The 17712-nt window shown below is 63.3% G+C and carries 15 protein-coding genes and 1 tRNA gene; 9 read left to right on the top strand and 7 right to left on the bottom strand.

Annotated elements, in window-relative coordinates; genetic code table 11:
* Positions 1-32 precede the first annotated feature (32 nt).
* From J0O65_RS10735 to J0O65_RS10760, 6 genes are all read left to right on the top strand, one after another.
* Positions 33-599, top strand: a complete 567-nt coding sequence (locus J0O65_RS10735) for an RBBP9/YdeN family alpha/beta hydrolase (RefSeq protein ID WP_215406698.1) — start codon at positions 33-35, stop codon at positions 597-599.
* Between the two features lie 42 nt (positions 600-641).
* Positions 642-1280, top strand: a complete 639-nt coding sequence (locus J0O65_RS10740) for a peroxiredoxin (protein ID WP_215406561.1) — start codon at positions 642-644, stop codon at positions 1278-1280.
* Positions 1281-1603: 323 nt separating this feature from the next.
* Positions 1604-2413, top strand: coding sequence for a sulfate ABC transporter permease subunit CysT (gene cysT, locus J0O65_RS10745; RefSeq protein ID WP_251373664.1), 810 nt, complete (start codon positions 1604-1606; stop codon positions 2411-2413).
* The gene (gene cysW, locus J0O65_RS10750) at positions 2410-3336 is read left to right on the top strand and encodes a sulfate ABC transporter permease subunit CysW (protein WP_251373648.1); all 927 of its coding nucleotides are present in this window, start codon (positions 2410-2412) and stop codon (positions 3334-3336) included. Before cysT ends, cysW begins: the two co-directional genes overlap by 4 nt.
* Before the next feature lies 1 nt (position 3337).
* Positions 3338-4408 (top strand): sulfate/molybdate ABC transporter ATP-binding protein, encoded by a 1071-nt coding sequence (locus J0O65_RS10755; protein WP_215406565.1) that lies wholly within the window; start codon positions 3338-3340, stop codon positions 4406-4408.
* A 12-nt stretch (positions 4409-4420) separates the two neighbouring features.
* Positions 4421-5353, top strand: coding sequence for a CysB family HTH-type transcriptional regulator (locus J0O65_RS10760; RefSeq protein WP_215406567.1), 933 nt, complete (start codon positions 4421-4423; stop codon positions 5351-5353).
* Here the strand turns inward: J0O65_RS10760 and J0O65_RS10765 are convergent.
* On the bottom strand, positions 5350-5703 hold the full coding sequence (locus J0O65_RS10765; RefSeq protein WP_215406569.1) for an MmcQ/YjbR family DNA-binding protein: 354 nt from the start codon (positions 5701-5703) through the stop codon (positions 5350-5352). The genes J0O65_RS10760 and J0O65_RS10765 overlap by 4 nt on opposite strands.
* Before the next feature lie 607 nt (positions 5704-6310).
* On the opposite strand from J0O65_RS10765, the gene J0O65_RS27865 reads away from it, so the two are divergent.
* Positions 6311-6868: a PEP-CTERM sorting domain-containing protein gene (locus J0O65_RS27865; protein WP_251373649.1), complete on the top strand. Its 558-nt coding sequence runs from the start codon at positions 6311-6313 to the stop codon at positions 6866-6868.
* Between the two features lie 92 nt (positions 6869-6960).
* On the opposite strand, the gene J0O65_RS10775 is transcribed toward J0O65_RS27865, so the two are convergent.
* From J0O65_RS10775 to J0O65_RS10785, 3 genes are all read right to left on the bottom strand, one after another.
* Positions 6961-9372 carry a TonB-dependent receptor plug domain-containing protein gene (locus J0O65_RS10775; RefSeq protein ID WP_215406571.1) on the bottom strand — a complete coding sequence of 804 codons (2412 nt, stop codon included), beginning with the start codon at positions 9370-9372 and terminating at the stop codon, positions 6961-6963.
* A 296-nt stretch (positions 9373-9668) separates the two neighbouring features.
* Complete coding sequence (locus J0O65_RS10780; protein ID WP_215406701.1) at positions 9669-10715, bottom strand: aldo/keto reductase; 1047 nt, start codon at positions 10713-10715, stop codon at positions 9669-9671.
* On the bottom strand, positions 10715-11764 hold the full coding sequence (locus tag J0O65_RS10785) for a quinone-dependent dihydroorotate dehydrogenase (RefSeq protein ID WP_215406573.1): 1050 nt from the start codon (positions 11762-11764) through the stop codon (positions 10715-10717). The genes J0O65_RS10780 and J0O65_RS10785 overlap by 1 nt, the downstream gene beginning before the upstream one ends.
* A 203-nt stretch (positions 11765-11967) precedes the next feature.
* Between J0O65_RS10785 and J0O65_RS10790 the strand changes: the two genes are divergently transcribed.
* Positions 11968-15279 carry a S41 family peptidase gene (locus J0O65_RS10790; RefSeq protein WP_215406575.1) on the top strand — a complete coding sequence of 1104 codons (3312 nt, stop codon included), beginning with the start codon at positions 11968-11970 and terminating at the stop codon, positions 15277-15279.
* A gap of 30 nt (positions 15280-15309) precedes the next feature.
* On the opposite strand, the gene J0O65_RS10795 is transcribed toward J0O65_RS10790, so the two are convergent.
* The 3 genes from J0O65_RS10795 to J0O65_RS10805 are packed head-to-tail and all read right to left on the bottom strand — an operon-like array spanning position 15310 to position 17430.
* Positions 15310-16032 (bottom strand): arginyltransferase, encoded by a 723-nt coding sequence (locus J0O65_RS10795; protein ID WP_215406577.1) that lies wholly within the window; start codon positions 16030-16032, stop codon positions 15310-15312.
* A 60-nt stretch (positions 16033-16092) separates the two neighbouring features.
* On the bottom strand, positions 16093-16809 hold the full coding sequence (gene aat, locus J0O65_RS10800) for a leucyl/phenylalanyl-tRNA--protein transferase (RefSeq protein WP_215406579.1): 717 nt from the start codon (positions 16807-16809) through the stop codon (positions 16093-16095).
* 42 nt (positions 16810-16851) lie between these two features.
* Positions 16852-17430: an NUDIX hydrolase gene (locus J0O65_RS10805; RefSeq protein WP_034747557.1), complete on the bottom strand. Its 579-nt coding sequence runs from the start codon at positions 17428-17430 to the stop codon at positions 16852-16854.
* 185 nt (positions 17431-17615) lie between these two features.
* On the opposite strand from J0O65_RS10805, the gene J0O65_RS10810 reads away from it, so the two are divergent.
* Positions 17616-17692, top strand: a tRNA-Met gene (locus tag J0O65_RS10810).
* Positions 17693-17712: the final 20 nt, after the last annotated feature.

Raw genomic sequence — 17712 nt, forward strand, 5'->3', positions numbered from 1 at the left:
GCTTGCCGGAATCGATCACGCAAGGACACATCATGGCGCTGCGCAGCTTTTCCGATTACCGGGTATTGATCGTGCCGGGCTTGCAGAACAGCGGTCCCGAGCATTGGCAGAGCCGCTGGCAGCGCCTGTATCCGCAATTCGAGCGGGTCGAGCAGGACGACTGGAATGCTTCCGACCTGGCCGCCTGGTCGGCGCGCCTGGACCAGGTGCGGCGGCAGGATGCGCGTCCCACGCTGATCGTCGCCCACAGCTTCGGCTGCCTGACGACGGCGCACAGCCTGGCGCGCGACCCGCAGGGCGTGGCCGGCGTGCTGCTGGTGGGGCCGGCCGATCCCGACAAGTTTGGCGTGGCCAAGGCCTTGCCGCAAAAGCGGCTGCCTTGCCCCGGCATCCTGATCGCCAGCCAGACCGATCCGTGGATGACGGCCGAACACGCGGCGCAGTGGGCGCGGCGCTGGAATTGCAAGTATATTGATGGCGGAGAACTCGGCCACATCAACGCCGAATCGGGCCTGGGCGACTGGCTCTATGGCCAGGCGCAACTGCAAACGCTGTTTGATCTGGCGCAAGGCGACAAGCGCCACCGTCAGGCAGCCTGATACGACGAACATCCCGCCACACAACCTCACAAGGAGATCACGATGACTTTACGCCTGGGCGACGTCGCCCCCGATTTTGAACAAGACAGCTCGATCGGTCCGCTCAAGTTCCACGAGTGGGCCGGCAACTCCTGGGTGGTGCTGTTTTCCCACCCGGCCGACTTTACCCCAGTGTGCACGACGGAACTGGGCCTGACGGCCAAGCTCAAGCCGGAATTTGACAAGCGCAACGTGAAGGCCATCGCCCTGTCCGTGGACGCGGCCGAGTCGCACAAGAGCTGGATCAAGGATATCGAAGAGACGCAAAACACGGTGGTGGGTTTCCCCATCATCGCCGACGTCGACAAGAAAGTGTCGGTGCTGTACGACATGATCCACCCGGAACAATCCGTCACGGCCACCGTGCGCTCCGTCTTCATCATCGACCCGAACAAGAAGGTGCGCCTGATCCTCACGTATCCGCTGAGCACGGGCCGCAACTTCAATGAAATCCTGCGCGTCATCGACGCCCTGCAGCTGACGGACGGCTACACCGTGGCCACGCCCGGCAACTGGCAAGATGGCGACGACGTCATCATTCCCTTGACCGTGCAAGACCCGGACGTGATCAAGCAGAAATATCCGAAGGGCTTTACGGCGGCCAAGCCATACTTGCGCCTCACGCCGCAGCCCAACAAATAAGAGCACCGAAAAAACGTCCATGGCGTTGTTGCATTGCCTCGCCGTACATTCGTACTGTCTTCGGCAACGCGCCTAGCCCTGAACGTTTTATTCGGCACTCTTGATCCCACAAAAACGCACCTCACCGGTGCGTTTTTTTTCGCCTGACGCTTTGACAGCGAAGTATGCAAAATCCATCTAAGCAAATGAGAAATGGTTAGTTCTTTTTATAACGACTGCATGTGATTATTGCGCCCTATAACTCAAAAATGTAATAAGAAGGAGTTTCTATGTCTGCAGCATCAGCAGCACCGATCAAGGCGCGGGGAGCGCCGTTTCGGGTCATGCCGGGGTTTAAGCTGTCACTGGGCTTCACGCTCTTTTACCTGGCCTTGATCGTCCTCATTCCGCTGTCGTCGGTGTTCCTGAAAACCTTCACCATGACGTGGGACGCCTTCTTCAGCGCCGTCACGTCCGAGCGCGTGATGGCGTCGTACCGCCTGACGTTCGGCGCTTCCTTGATCGCCGCCCTGCTGAACGTGGTGTTCGGCGGCATCCTGGCCTGGGTGCTGGTGCGCTATACATTCCCCGGCAAGCGCATCATCGACGCGCTGGTCGACTTGCCGTTCGCCTTGCCGACGGCCGTGGCCGGCATCACCCTGACGGCGCTGTATTCCTCGAACGGCTGGTTCGGCCAGTTCATCGAAGGCGTGCTGGGCATCAAGGTGGCGTTCACGCCGCTGGGCGTGGTGGTGGCGCTGACCTTCATCGGCTTGCCCTTCGTCGTGCGCACCGTGCAACCGGTGCTGGAAGACGCGGAAAAGGAGCTGGAAGAAGCGGCCGCCAGCCTGGGCGCCAATTCCCTGCAAACATTCATCCGCGTCATCTTCCCCACGATCTTGCCGTCCTTGCTGACGGGCTTTGCGCTGGCCTTCGCCCGCGCCACGGGCGAGTACGGTTCAGTGATCTTTATTGCCGGCAACATGCCGATGGTGTCGGAAATCACGCCGCTGTTCATTATTACCAAATTGGAACAATACGATTACGCAGGCGCCACGGCCATCGCCGTGGTGATGCTGGTGGTGTCCTTCCTGCTGTTGTTGACGATTAACCTGCTGCAAGCATGGACGCGCGGAAAGGCGAAGAAATCATGAGTACGAATATTACCGCCGTCGCCAACGCGGACAATGCGCGCCCGACGGCGCGCCGCTTCGAGCCGAATGTCGGTCCCGTCGTGCTGGAACCTTTGTGGGTGCGCACGGTCCTGATCACCATCGCCCTGCTGTTCCTGACGGCTTTCCTGATCGTGCCCCTGGTGGCCGTGTTCGCGGAAGCGTTCAAGAAGGGCTGGGAAGCGTATATCGCCGCCATCATCGACCCGGACGCGATTTCCGCGATTAAATTGACCCTGATCACGGCCGCCATCGCCGTGCCGCTGAACCTGGTGTTCGGCGTGGCCGCGTCCTGGTGCATCGCCAAGTTTGATTTCCGCGGCAAGAGCATCCTGCTGACCCTGATCGACCTGCCGTTTTCCGTCTCGCCCGTGATTTCCGGCCTGATCTACGTGCTGATGTTCGGCGCCCAGGGCTGGTTCGGCCCGTGGCTGCAGGCGCACGACATCAAGATTTTGTTCGCCGTGCCCGGCATCGTGCTGGCCACCATCTTCATCACCTTTCCGTTCGTCGCGCGCGAACTGATCCCGCTGATGCAATCGCAGGGTAGCGAAGAGGAAGAGGCCGCCATCGTGCTGGGCGCCTCGGGCTGGAACACTTTCCGCCGAGTCACCTTGCCGAACATCAAGTGGGGGCTGCTGTATGGCGTGATCCTGTGCAATGCCCGCGCCATGGGCGAGTTCGGCGCCGTGTCCGTCGTGTCCGGCCATATCCGCGGCGAAACCAACACCATGCCGCTGCAGGTGGAGATTCTGTACAACGAGTACAACTTCGCCGCCGCGTTTGCCGTCGCCTCGCTGCTGGCCTTGCTGGCGCTGGTGACCCTGGCCCTGAAAGCCTTCATTGAGTGGCGTTTGAACGAGAACAACGCCGACGATTCCGCCTTACGTTCCACGGAGCACTGATATGACCATCGCCGTTAAAAACATCCATAAGCGCTTCGGCGATTTCGTCGCCCTCGACAATATCTCGCTGGACTTTCCCGCCGGCGAACTGACGGCCCTGCTGGGCCCGTCCGGTTGCGGCAAGACCACCTTGCTGCGCATCATCGCCGGCCTGGAACATCCGGACAGCGGGCAAGTGCTGCTGGACGCGGAAGATGCGTCGAACCGCCACGTGCGCGAGCGGCAGGTCGGTTTCGTCTTCCAGCACTATGCGCTGTTCAAGCACATGACGGTGTTCGAGAACGTGGCCTTCGGCTTGCGCGTGAAGTCGCGCAGCGAGCGTCCGTCGGAAGAGCAGATCCGCCGCAAGGTAAAAGATTTGCTGGAGCTGGTGCAGCTGGACTGGCTGGCCGACCGTTATCCGCCGCAACTGTCGGGCGGGCAACGCCAGCGTATCGCGCTGGCGCGCGCGCTGGCCGTGGAACCGCGCGTGCTGCTGCTCGACGAGCCGTTCGGCGCCCTGGACGCCAAGGTGCGCAAGGAATTGCGCCGCTGGCTGCGCCGCCTGCATGACGACTTGCACGTGACCAGTATTTTCGTCACGCATGACCAGGAAGAGGCGCTGGAAGTGGCGGACCAGGTGGTGCTGATGAACAAGGGCACCGTCGAGCAGCTTGGTTCCCCAGAGCAAGTCTACAACCACCCGGCCTCGCCGTTTGTCTACGGCTTCCTGGGCAACGTCAACCTGTTTCACGGCAGGGTGCACGACGGCGTGATGGCGACGGGCGACGCCAGCTTCGAGGTGCCCGATTACGCGGGCGTGAGCGACAGCAAGGGCACGGCCTATGTGCGGCCGCACGACCTGGAAATCGACCGCTACACGCAGGGCGCGGAAGGCATCGTCGTGAAACTGAGCCGCGCCCATGCCATCGGCCCGCTGGCCCAGCTGGACTTGCAGCGTGTCGATAACAGCGAACTGATCGAAGCGGTGATGTCGAACGAGCGCTTCAGCCATCTGCAGCTGAAGGAGGGCGAGACGCTGGTGGTCCGCCCGAAACGCCTGCACGTCTTTGTCGAACCCAGCCGAACTTAATACAGGATAGCCATGAACTTTCAACAACTGCGATCGATCCGCGAAGCGGCCCGCCGCGGCTATAACCTGACGGAGGTGGCCAACGCCCTGTTCACGTCGCAGCCGGGCGTGAGCCGGCAGATCCGCGAGCTGGAAGACGAGCTGGGCGTGGTGATTTTCGAACGCAACGGCAAGCGCTTGACGGGCTTGACGGAGCCGGGCAAGGGCATCCTGAAGATCGTCGACCGCCTCCTGATCGAGGCGGAAAACCTGCAGCAGGCCAGCCTGGAATACAGCGGCCAGACCAGCGGCACTTTATCCGTGGCGGCCACGCACACGCAGGCGCGCTATGCACTGCCGAAAGTGGTGCAGGGCTTCCGCGCCGCCTATCCCGACGTGCGCATCGCACTGCAGCAAAGCGCGCCCGAGCACATCGCGGAATGGGTGCTGTCGGGCAAGACCGATATCGGCATCGCCACGGAAGGCTTGAGCCAGTTCCCCGACCTCGTGTCCTTCCCGTGCTACCGCTGGAGCCATTTGATCGTCGTGCCGGATGGTCACCCGCTGCTCGAGCATTCGCCCATCCGCCTGGAAGACCTGGCGAAATACCCGTTGATTACCTACGACAAGGGCTTCACGGGACGCGGCCATATCGACGACGCCTTCGCCAAGGCCGGCGTGGCGACCGACATCATCCTTACGGCCATGGATTCCGACGTCATCAAGCAATATGTGGCGCTGGGCCTGGGCGTGGGCATCGTCGCCTCAATGGCCTTCGACCATGGCCGCGACAAGGGACTGCGGGCGGTGGAAGCGTCGCACCTGTTCGCCACCAACACGACGCGCCTGGCCGTGCGCCGCGGCGCCTACCTGCGTTCCTACGCCTACGAATTCATCCTGCAACTGGCGCCGGACCTGACGCGCGAAGACATCGACCGCGCCATGGCGGGCGAGGACGCCCTCTAGGCGATGGCCGCCCATTGCGCGCGCGTCAGGCTGGCCACGGCGCGCGCGTAGCTATCCTGCACCAGTTCCGCCAGATAGTCGGACGGGAAGCGCGCCACGTCGACGATGCTTACCCAGTGAAAGCGGCCCATGTAGCGGGCCGGTTTGACGCCGGGCATGTCCGTCAGTTCGATGAAGCGCTCCGCGCTGACGCGCAGGCTGAAGCGCCACTGCTCGGGCGTGCTGGTTTTAAAGTATGCAAATTTCTTGCCAGCTACTTCATACACGAGGATGTTCGACGGCGCACCGTAGAGCATGGCTTGAGCGCCGGGCAGGGCCGCGCAAAATTCCTTCAGTTCATCACTTGTCATACGTTCACCGCCATGAATTGTTGCGTGTCGTGGTCGAAGGCATAGGCTGACCCGGTCGGAGAATCGAGCAGGCGGATGAAACGGTCATCCACGCCGAGCACGGCGCCCAGCGACACGAGCGCCGTCTTCCGGCACTTTTTCGTCACGAAGCACAGGCCCGCGTAGCGGTTGACGAGCTTATCGTCATCGTCGTGCCGGGTATTGATGATGTGGCGCGCCGCCAGTTCGGCGGCGTCGGCCAGGCGCTAGCCGGGCATGGTGATCCGTGATCCAAAGAGTAACACCCATGGTAGCCGATCGCGTGTCAGACTGACCACGCATATCGTCCAGCCTTGCCATTGCCGCAGGGCTACCCGGCTTCCCATGTGCTGATCTACAACAATCCTGTCGCCCGGAATGGCGGCCGCTCATGGCAAGGATGGCGGCAAGCCCTGCGATAGCCGGCACTGGCAATGAATTGATGAGGTCGATTGAAAATGTCAATGGTAAAACTTGTTTCTTTTATTGCATTTTGCTTTCCTGAATGATATCTTTTGCTCAGTGGTTGAGAAATGATAAAAAATTAATTAATAATATATTTATTGAAATATTTGAGTAAGGGGCGGATATGAACACGACTAAACATGCGTTACTGGGTCTTTGCCTGAGCGTTTCGGTTTGCCTGGCGCCATTGGCCCAGGCGGCGAGCTGGGTGGAAATCACCGATCCTGCCATGAGCGGCTTCTTGGTGGGCGGCAAGACCGTCACTTATGGCAGCGTGGCAGCGGACTCGGTCTGGGTCTATGACGGCGCCAACCCGCCCGGCGCGCAAAGCGCGGCCGCCATCCAGAGTTTGGTCACCAGCAAGTTCGGCCTGCCGTCCAGCGGCACCGGTTCTTTGGTCTTTGCCGCCCAGGGCGACCTGGCCAGCAGCAAGTCCGGTTCGTTCACCGTCAACTCCAGCTTTGACTACCTGGCCGTACATTATGGCCGTGGCGAATTGTTGTTTCACTGGGACACGCCGCTGGCCGCCAACACGCTGTTCAGCATTGCCAACCTGCCGCGCGGCCTGAGCAATTTCCGCGCGTACAACTCGGTCTCGGCAGTGCCTGAGCCAGCGACTTACGGCATGCTGATGCTGGGCCTTGGCCTGCTCGGTTTTGTGGCGCGCCGCCGCAGCGCCTGAGCCTGCAGCGCCTGCGGGCGCAAGCGCTATTGCAGGAAAAAAAAGCCCGGAAACGCGATGCGTTCCGGGCTTTTTGCATGGCCGGGCCTTGTTTACCAGCTATAGCCAGCCTTGGCGTAGTAATAGCGCCCGTTGAAGCCGTTCGGCGCGAAGATGCTGTACGGCTGGGTGCCGGCGACGTTCAGGTTGCCCGCGCTCGTCACTTGGGCCGGGTAGCGGTTGGTGACGTTGTCGATGCCGGCCACCAGGCGCCAGTTCTTGCCCAGTTTCACCGAACCGGACACGTCCAGCACCCACTGCGGGTCATACGTCTGGTCCAGCTTGACATCGTTTTGCGGCACGGTGAAGCTGCCATAGCGCGTTACCAGGCCATGCACGTTCCAGATGCCGAAGCCATAGTCGGCGGCCAGGCTGAACTTGTCCTTCGGCGACGCCACGGTGGCCCGCGCGATGGTCTGGCGGTCGATCAGCTTCAGGTTGTTGGCCGTCAGGATGGCCGGGTTGTCGGCCACTTTTTCCACCGAACTCTTGTTGTGATTGTAGGCCACCGTGAAGTCCAGGCGGTCCTTGTCCTGCAGGTCGATGCGGTAGGTGCTGACGATGTCCACGCCTTCCGTGCGCGTGTCGACGGCATTCGTGAAGTAGCGCGCCGCGCCCACGGGCGTGCCTTGCGCCGCCAGCTGGGCCTTCAGCGCGTCGTTCAGCGCCAGGTTGGCCGAGAACAGGATGCGGTTGTCGATGTCGATGCGGTAGGCGTCGACGCTGGTGGTGAAGTTGCGGTTCGGCTGGAATTGCAGGCCCAGGCTGTAGTTGCGGGCTTTTTCCGGTTTCAGGTCCTGGGCGCCGAGGGCGCGCGCCTGCGGCGTGTTGACGGCGAAGGTGCCCGTCTCGATCGGCGTGTTGACGCCGTTGATGACCTGGAAGTTGGTGGTGGTGATGGTGTAGTACTGCTGCGCCAGCGATGGCGCGCGGAAACCGCTCGACATGGTGCCGCGCAGGGACAGCGCATCCGTGAAGGCGTAGCGCGCCGAGCCCTTGGCCGACGTGGTGCTGCCGAAATCGCTGTAGCGCTCATGGCGCAGGGCCACGCCGCCGGACAGCTTCTTCGTCGCTTCCGCTTCCAGATTTACATAGATCGACTCGTTGTGGCGCGAGTGGCTGCCCGCGTTGGCAGGGCGGAAGCCGGCAAAGCCTTGCGAGCCGCTGCCGATGTACGATGCTTCATCGCCGGCGCCGATGCTGTATTTCTCGCGGCGCGCTTCCGCGCCCACGGCCACGGTCAGGGGACCGGAGAAGGCGGCGACGGGGAATTCGCGCGCCGCGTCGAGGTTGAACACGGTCTGCTCGTTTTTCAGCGAACCGGCATGGAAATGCGTGGGGCTGTTCGCGCCCAGGGTGCCGATCGACAGGTTGATCGTGTTGTCCAGGTCCAGCTCGAACTTGTTGCTGCCGTAATTCAGGCTGGCATCCCAGCGCCAGCCGGCCGCTTCGCCGCGCAGGCCGGTGACGATGGACTGGTCCGTCAAGGTGCTGTTTTGCAGCGGCAGGAAGCCTTCCGGGTAGACGGGCGTGCGCAGCGCCGTGCCATTGTAGGCCGTGCGCCAGGTGGCGGCGGCCGACGTGTCGCGCTTGCCGTAGTTGCCGAAGGCATACCAGTCGAGGTTATCGCTGATATGGTATTCGCTGTTGAGGAACAGCGTCGCCGGCTTGCTTTCCGCATCGCCATAGCGCTGGTTGACCTTGCCGTAGCGCGGTTCCAGGGGATTGCGGAAATCGGCGCCGGCGCGGTTGGTCGGGTCGCGCTCGGCCACTTCCGCCGAGACGCGCACCCAGCCGTCGTCGCCCAGGGCGAAGCCGGCCGAACCCTTGATGGATTTCTGCTTGCCGTCGCGTTCCTGCGTCTGGCCATAGCCCACTTCGATGTCGCCGCCGGCCGCGCCTTTTTTCAGGATGATGTTGATCACGCCGGCAATCGCATCGGAGCCGTACTGGGCCGCCGCGCCATCGCGCAGCACTTCCACGTGGTCGATGGCGGCCAGCGGAATCGCGTTCAGGTCGACGGGCGCCGAGCCGCGGCCCAGCGAGCCGTTGACGTTGACGACGGCCGAGGTGTAGCGGCGCTTGCCGTTCACCAGCACCAGGGTCTGGTCGGGCGACAGGCCGCGCAATTGCGCCGGACGCACGGCGTCGCTGGCGTCGGCGCCCGTGGCGCGGGCGAAGTTCAGCGAGGGCAGCAAACGTGCCAGCACGGTGGCCAGTTCGCCCGAACCCGTGCTTTGCAGGTCGCGCGAGGTGAGGATGTCGATCGGCGATTCGGAATCGATGGTGCGGCGGTTCTTGGCGAAGGTGCCGGTGACGACCACCGATTGCAATTCGCCTTCGGCCGGCAGCTCTTGCTGCGCTTGCGCCTGCATGGGCAGGCTGAAGCAGGCGACCAGGCTGGCGGCGATCACGGTTTTCACGGGCAGGGCGGGAATCTGGGAGCGGGCGTTGCTTGAACTCATCGACGATATCTCTTCGGTTGGTGGTTGCGCGGACCATGGCGGTCCGGTGATGAAAACAGATTAACAGTGGGCACGCGGCGTGCTTACGAATCGTTCTGTCTATCGATATGCAATAAATATCTGAAACACGTCAACATGGCGCGAGTAGCGCATATGGCCTCGTTTCCAGCATACGGCCGGGCATGGCAAGGCCGCAATGCTGCACAGCAGTAAATTGCCGGCTGTTGTATAAATACGACTATCTGCGAGAGGAGGGAGGAGCCTGGCGGCGGCATGCGCCGCCGGGCGGAGGGCGCTTACTGTCCCGGATTGGGTACGTCGGCGTGGATGGCGTCGACGGCCGCCACCAGTTCCGGCGACAGGCTGACTTCATGGGCATCGATATTTTGCTGCAACTGCGTCACGCTGGTGGCGCCGATGATGGTCGAGGCCACGAACCAGCGCGTATAGCACCAGGCCAGCGCCAGCTGCGCCGGCGTCAAGCCGTGTGCGCGGGCCAGCGCCGCATACCGGCTGGCTGCCGCGATGGTGGCGGGGCGCACGTAGCGGGGACTCCAGCCGGCCGGGAAGCGCGTCAGGCGGCCCTTGGCCTGCGGATCGTCGATATATTTCGCCGTCAGCTGGCCGAACGCCAGCGGGCTGTAGGCCAGCAAGCTGACATTTTCCCGGTGGCAGGTTTCGTCGAGCAAGCTCGTCTCGAAATGGCGCGCCGTCAGGTTGTACAGGTTCTGGATGGATGCGATGCGCGGCAAGCCCTTCAGTTCGGCTTGCTTGATGTATTCGCACACGCCCCACGACGATTCGTTCGATACGCCGATGTGGCCGATCTTGCCTTCCTCGACCAGCTTGCCCAGCACGGCCAGCGTGTCCTCGATGGCGACGCAAGCGTGTTCCTTGCGCGGGTTGTACACGCTGGCGCCGAAGATGGGCAGGTTGCGGCTGGGCCAGTGCAACTGGTACAGGTCGATGTGCTCCGTCTGCAGCCGGCGCAGGCTGTCCTCGACGGCGGCGCGGATGTTGACCGCGTCGTGGTCCGTCTTGCCCTTGCGTATCCAGTGCATGCGCGAATTCGGCCCGGCCACCTTGCTGGCCAGCACGATGTCGCCGCGCCGGCCGCTCTTCTTCAGCCAGCTGCCGATATAGCGCTCGGTGCTGCCCTGCGTCTGCGCGCTGGCCATCACCGGATACATCTCGGCCGTGTCGATGAAGTTGATGCCCCGCTCGAGCGCGTAATCGAGCTGGCTGTGCGCTTCGGCTTCGCTGTTCTGCTCGCCGAAGGTCATCGTGCCCAGGCAGATGCGGCTCACTTCCAGGCTGCTGGCGCCCAGCTTGACCCTGGCGATCATGTCGCCTGTTTGCCGCGCAGCGCGCGGGCGCAATCCTTGATCAGCGCAGGACCGGCGTAAATCAGGCCGCTGTACAGCTGCACCAGCTGCGCGCCCGCCTCGAACTTGGCCACGGCGTCCAGGCCCTGCATGATGCCGCCCACGCCGATGATGGGCAGGGCGTCGCCCAGTTCCGCCTTCAGCAAACGGATGACATTGTTCGACAGTTCGAACACGGGCGCGCCCGACAGGCCGCCCGCTTCGGCGCCGTGCGGCATGCCTTCGACGGCGCTGCGCGACAGGGTCGTGTTGGTGGCGATGACGCCGTCGATCCGGTGGCGCGTGAGCGAGTCGGCGATGCTTTTGACCTGTTCGCCATCCATGTCCGGCGCGATTTTCAGGGCCAGCGGCACGTAGCGCTTGTGCTTGTCGGCCAGGCGCGCCTGCGCATCTTTGAGCTGCGACAGCAGGGCGTCGAGTTCGGACGCGCCCTGCAGCTGGCGCAGGTTCTTCGTGTTCGGCGATGAGATGTTGACCGTCACATAGCTGGCATACGGGTAGACTTTTTCCAGGCACAGCAGGTAGTCGTCGGCCGCCCGCTCGATCGGCGTGTCGGCGTTCTTGCCGATGTTCAGGCCCAGCACGCCGGCGCGGTCCTGGTAGAACTTCGACGCCTGCACGTTGGCGACGAAGGCGTCCACGCCGCCATTGTTGAATCCCATGCGATTGATGATGCCCTGCGCCTGCGGCAGGCGGAACATGCGCGGTTTCGGATTGCCCGCCTGCGCGCGCGGCGTGACGGTGCCCACTTCGATGGAGCCGAAGCCCAGGTCGGCCAGCGCGTCGATGTAGGCGCCATCCTTGTCCAGGCCGGCGGCCAGGCCGACCGGATTCGGGAAGGTGATGCCCATCACCGTGCGCGGGTCCGCCGCCGGCTTGCCGGCCAGCTTGGTCAGGCCCAGCGCGCTGGCGCGTTTCAGGGCGGGCAGGGTCAGATGGTGGGCCGCTTCGGCATCCATCGAAAACAACAAGGGGCGGGCGAGGGAGTACAGGAATTTTTCGGACATGGGGCGCTTTGAGTAGGTGTGCGGGCCGCCGGGAGAGGCTGGCGGCGCGCTGTGTAATTTGCCGTATTTTACCGTGTTCCATGCGGCTGCCGGGTGTATAGTTCTTGTTGGTCAAATGCAATATTGATCCATTGATAATTGGCATTCGGCCGTGGATTCCCTGTTTCTTCCCTGTTCTGTTGACTTCATAAGCGAGACATCGATTGAAAAAGACACGCATCCTGACCGCCATCGCGGCCGCCAGCACACTGCTGCTGAGCCACCCGGCCCTGGCCCTGCCCAATACGCAAGACACCCGCATGCTGAGCGAACCGGCCGTCTCCAGCCGCCACATCGCCTTCATCTACGCGGGCGATGTATGGCTGTCGAACCTCGACGGCGGTGGCGCGCGGCGCCTCACCTCCGACCTGGGCGACAAGTCCAATCCCGTGTTTTCGCCCGACGGCAGCCTGATCGCGTATAGCGCCAACATCGACGGCAATGTCGACGTGTATGTGATCGCGGCGGCTGGCGGCGTGCCGCGCCGCCTGACCTTCCATCCGGGCGCGGACCTGGCGCAGTCGTTCACGCCCGATGGCCAGGCCGTGATGTTCACCTCGCCCCGCGCCGCCTTCAACAACCGCTTCCAGAAGCTGTTCACGGTGCCGGTGGCGGGCGGCGTGGAAACCCAGCTGGAGATCCCCAACGCGTCGCGCGCCGCGTATTCGCCCGATGGCAAGCGCATCGCCTACAATCCGCTGATGCCCGCTTTTAAACAGTGGAAGCGTTACCGGGGCGGCACCAATTCCTGGCTGTGGCTATTCTCGTCGGCCGACAAATCGATCGAAAAAATCCCCCAGCCGACGACGCGCTCGAACGACGTCGATCCCATGTGGATCAAGGACACCGTGTACTTCCGTTCCGACCGCAACGGCGAATTCAACCTGTTTGCCTACGACGTGAAGACCAAGGCCGTGCGCCAGCTGACGCGGCACGCGGATTTCCCCGTGCTGAACGCGTCGGCCGCGAACGGCACCATCGTCTACGAGCAGGCCGGCTACCTGCACTCGCTCGACATCGCCAGCGGCCAGGCGCACAAGCTGAGCATCGCCGTGGCCAGCGACCTGGGACAGACGCGTCCACGCTGGGTCAAGAACGCGAAATATATCCGCGACGCCTCGATTTCGCCGTCGGGCGCGCGCGTCGCCTTCGAGTACCGGGGCGAGATCGTCACCATCCCCGCCGACAAGGGCGACGTGCGCAATCTGACGCAGACGGCCGGCGCCCACGAGCGCACGCCCATCTGGTCGCCCGATGGCCGCTCGGTCGCGTATTTCTCGGACGAGTCGGGCGAGTATGAACTGCATGTGCGGGCGCAGGATGGCAAGGGCGCCGTGAAGAAACTCAAGCTCAATGGCAGCGGCTTCTATGACAACGCCGTGTGGTCGCCCGACAGCAGGAAGATCGCGTTTGCGGACAATGGCTGGAGCCTGTACGTGATCGACATCGGCACGGGCAAGGTGCAGAAGGTCGCCACGGAGCCGATGTATGGCGTCGACAAGAGCATGCGCGCCGCGTGGGCACCCGATTCGCGCTGGCTGGCCTACACGCTCAATTCGCCCACCTACACGCGCAGCGCCTACATCTATTCCCTCGAGCAGAACAAGTCCATGCCCGTCACCGACGGCCTGTCCGACGTGGCCCAGCCCGTGTTCGACAAGAGCGGCAAATACCTGTACTTCTTCGCCTCGACGAATGCGGGCCCCAGCAACAACTGGTTCTCGCAGCAGAACGAAGACAACCTGGTGACGCGCACCGTGTGGATGGCCGTGCTGCGGCGCGACCTGCCGTCGCCCCTGATCAAGGAAAGCGACGAGGAAAAGGCCGCCGGCGCGGAGAGTAAGAAAGACGCGGCCAAGGCGGAAACGGAAGCGAAGAGCGAGCCGAAGATCGATCCGAAGACGGGCCGCGATGATCCGAAAGTCACGGTGGCCCCCGTGGCGCCGATCCACATCGACTTCGACGGCATCGCCACGCGCATCGTCGACCTGCCGCTGCCGGCCGCGCAGTTCTCCCGGCTGGAGGCGGGCGCCGCCGGGCAGATCTTCCTGCTGCGCGAAAGCGATGGCAAGAAGGCCTTGCAGCGCTTCGACCTGAAGGAACGCAAGGCGGAAACCGTGGTGGCCGACGCGGACGACTTCGACGTGTCGGCCGATGGCAAGAAGCTCTTGTACCGCCACAAGGACAACTGGGCCATGGGTTCCGCCACGGGCAAGCTGCTGGCGCCCGGCGAAGGCAAGATCAAGGTCGATGCCATCGAAGTGAAGGCCGACCCGCGCGCCGAGTGGACGCAGATTTTCAACGAGGTGTGGCGCATCAACCGCGACTACTTCTATGACCCGGGCATGCATGGCGTGGACTGGAAAGCCATGCGCGACAAGTACGCCGTCTTCCTGCCCGAGCTGTCGAGCCGAGCGGACCTGAACCGCCTGATCCAGTGGATGTGCAGCGAACTGGCCGTGGGCCACCACCGCGGCGGCGGCGGCGACGATTTCATCGAGGCGAAGAAGGTGCCGGGCGGCTTGCTGGGCGCCGATTATGAAGTGAGCGACGGCCATTACCGCTTCAAGAAGGTATATGGCGGCTTGAACTGGAATCCGACCCTGCGCGCGCCGCTGACGGAGCCGGGCCTGAACGTCAAGGCGGGCGAATACCTGCTGGCCGTCGACAGCCGCCCGCTGGCGCCGCCGACGAACTTGTACAGCGCCTTCGAGAACACGGCCGGCAAAGCCATCGACCTGACCGTGGGGCCGTCGGCCGACGGCAAGGGCGCGCGCACCATCACCGTGGTGCCTGTGCCCACCGAGGATGCCTTGCGCAACCGCGACTGGATCGAGGGCAATATGCGCAAGGTGAATGCGGCAACCAATGGCAAGGTGGCCTACGTGTACGTGCCCAATACGGCGAGCCTGGGCCACACTTACTTCAAGCGCTATTTCTTCCCGCAGGCGGACAGGCAGGCCATCATCGTCGACGAGCGTTTCAATGGCGGCGGCAGCGTGGCCGATTACTACATCGAGATCCTGCAGAAGAAGGAAATCGCCTGGTGGACCATGCGCTACGGCGCCGACATGAAGACGCCGTCGGCCTCGATCCAGGGCCCGCGCGCCATGCTGATCGACGAGACGGCCGGTTCGGGCGGCGACTTGCTGCCGTGGATGTTCCGCAAAAATAACATGGGCCCGCTGATCGGCAAGGCGACGTGGGGCGGCCTGGTGGGCATCCTCGGCTTCCCCGTGCTGATGGATGGCGGCTTCATCACGGCGCCGAACCTGGCGTTCTGGACGCGCGAGAATGGCTGGGGCGTGGAAAACGAAGGCGTGCCGCCCGATATCGACGTCGAGCAAACGCCGGCCGACGTCATCGCCGGACGCGATCCGCAGCTGGAAAAGGCGATCGAGGTGATCCAGGCCGAACTGGCGAAGAATCCGCCCGCGCGTCCCAAGCGTCCGGCGTTCCCGGACAAGAGCAAGTAAGGCAATGGAAAAGGGGCACAAGCCCCTTTTTTACATCACCACCCACTGCCCCTTGATGCGCGCTTCCAGCGGCTTGAAGTTGATTTTATAGGCCATTTTCGGGCTTTGCGCGATCCAGTAGCCCAGGTAGATGTAGGGCAGGCCCAGCTCGCGCGCCTGGGCGATTTGCCACAGCACGTTGTAGGTGCCGTACGAGGCGCCCGGTACGTCGGGATCGAAGAAGGTGTAGACGGAAGACAGGCCGTCGGCCAGCACGTCGATGATGCTGACCATGCGCAGGATGCCTTCGGCATCGCGAAACTCCACCAGGCGCGTGTTGACCCGGCTTTGCAGCAGGAATTGCGCATACTGGTCGCGGCTGTCCTGGTCCATGCCGCCGCCCGCGTGGCGCGTGCTCTGGTAGCGCAGGTACAGTTCGTAGTGCTCGTCGAGGAAGGACAGGGTGGCCACGCCCGCCTGCAGATCGGCGTGCCGGCTCCAGGCGCGGCGCTGGTTGCGGTTGGGGGTGAATTCGCCCGTGACGACGCGCACGGGAATGCAGGCCTGGCAGCCGTCGCAATACGGGCGGTAGGTAAAAATGCCGCTGCGGCGAAAGCCGTTGCGCACCAGTTCCGAGTACACGTCGCTGTTGATCAGGTGCGAGGGCGTGGCCACCTGCGAGCGGGCCTGGCGGTCGTCCAGGTAGCTGCACGGGTAGGGCGCCGTCGTGTAGAACTGCAGGGTGGCAAACGGTAGTTCGTTCAGGTGCGTCATGCTGATCCTGTCTGGTCTGTCCGCGGCAATGGAAGTCTGCGTGGAGATATCATAGCTTTTTTATGCGGGCGGTGCAGCATGCCAATCCGTGATTTGCGCTGCTTCAATGGCGACGCGGACGTGGGCCAGGAAGCGCGCGCGCGAAATGGGCGCCGCGCCCAGCGACGCCAGGTGTTTTGTTTCTTGCTGACAGTCAATCATGGCCACGCCGCGCGCCTGCAAAAAGCGCACGAGCTGCGCCAGCGCGATCTTCGAGCCATCCGAGACGCGCGCGAACATCGATTCGCCATAGAACATGCGCCCGATCGACACGCCATACGCGCCACCCACCAGTTCCCCGTCCAGCCACAGTTCCGACGAGTGCGCGTAGCCCAGCTTGTGCAAGCCCGTGTAGCCGGCGACGATGTCGTCCGAGATCCAGGTGCCCGGGCCATCCTTGCGCGGCGCCGCGCAGGCGCGCATGACGGCCTCGAAATCGCCGTCGAAGCGCAGCTGCCAGCGCCCGTCCGTGGCGGCGCTGCGCTCGACCTTGCGGATCGCCTTGGCCAGGCTGTCGGACACCTTGAAGTTGTCCGTCATCAGCACCATGCGCGGATCGGTGCTCCACCACAGGATGGGTTGGCCTTCGGAAAACCAGGGGAAGATGCCGTGCCGGTAAGCATCGAGCAGGCGCGCGGGCGACAGGTCGGCGCCGGCCGCCAGCAGGCCGGGCGCCTCGTCCGTCAGGGCGCGCGAGACGTCGGGGAAGGGGGTGTGGATGTCGAGCCAGGGAATCATGCGGCGTCAAAGGTGGCGGGTGAGGGGGACTTATTCGGGGGCTTACTCGGCATCCGCGCGCGCCATCGGGCGCGTGATGTCGCCCGTATGGACGCCGTAGCTGCCGCCTTCGCGGATTTTCACGCGGTCGGCAAAGAACAGCTCCAGGGTGGCGCGGATGGTGGGGAAGGCCAGGTCGTCCCAGGGAATCTGCGCTTCCGTGAACAGCTGCACGTCCAGGCTTTCGATGCCCGGCGCGAAATCGAGATCGCGCAAACGCGCCAGGTAGAACAGGTGCACCTGGTGCACGCGCTGCACGTTGAGCAGCGAAAACAGGGGGCCCAGCTCGATATTCGCGCCCGCTTCCTCCACCGTTTCGCGCTCGGCCGCGTCCGACGTCGTTTCATCGTTTTCCATGAAGCCGGCCGGCAGGGTCCAGTAGCCGAGGCGCGGCTCGATGGCGCGCTTGCACAGCAAGACCTGCAACTGGCCATCCTCTTCCCAGACGGGAATCGAGCCGACCACCATTTTCGGGTTCTGGTAATGGATGGCGTCGCAGTTGGCGCAGACATAGCGCGGACGGTTGTCGCCTTCCGGAATGGACAGGCTGACAGGATGGGCGCATTCGGAGCAGAATTTCATGGGCGGGCTTGGGAAAATGGGTGTTTGCGGTAACGCTTACTGTACACCGATTGCGCACGGCGTGGCGTGACGGGCGGACACAATACCAGCTGGCAATTGTCGCACTCTTTTAATTTAATGGCTCTATTGCAGTCGAAGTTGAGATAGCTATTGCCTAAGCCACCCGTTTGCCCTTATAATTCTTGTGCGGGGTGGAGCAGTCTGGCAGCTCGTCGGGCTCATAACCCGAAGGTCACAGGTTCAAATCCTGTCCCCGCAACCAATTCGAAGCCGCTGGCTCCT

Source organism: Janthinobacterium sp. JC611 (genome assembly GCF_018682595.1).
Classification (GTDB): domain Bacteria; phylum Pseudomonadota; class Gammaproteobacteria; order Burkholderiales; family Burkholderiaceae_D; genus Janthinobacterium.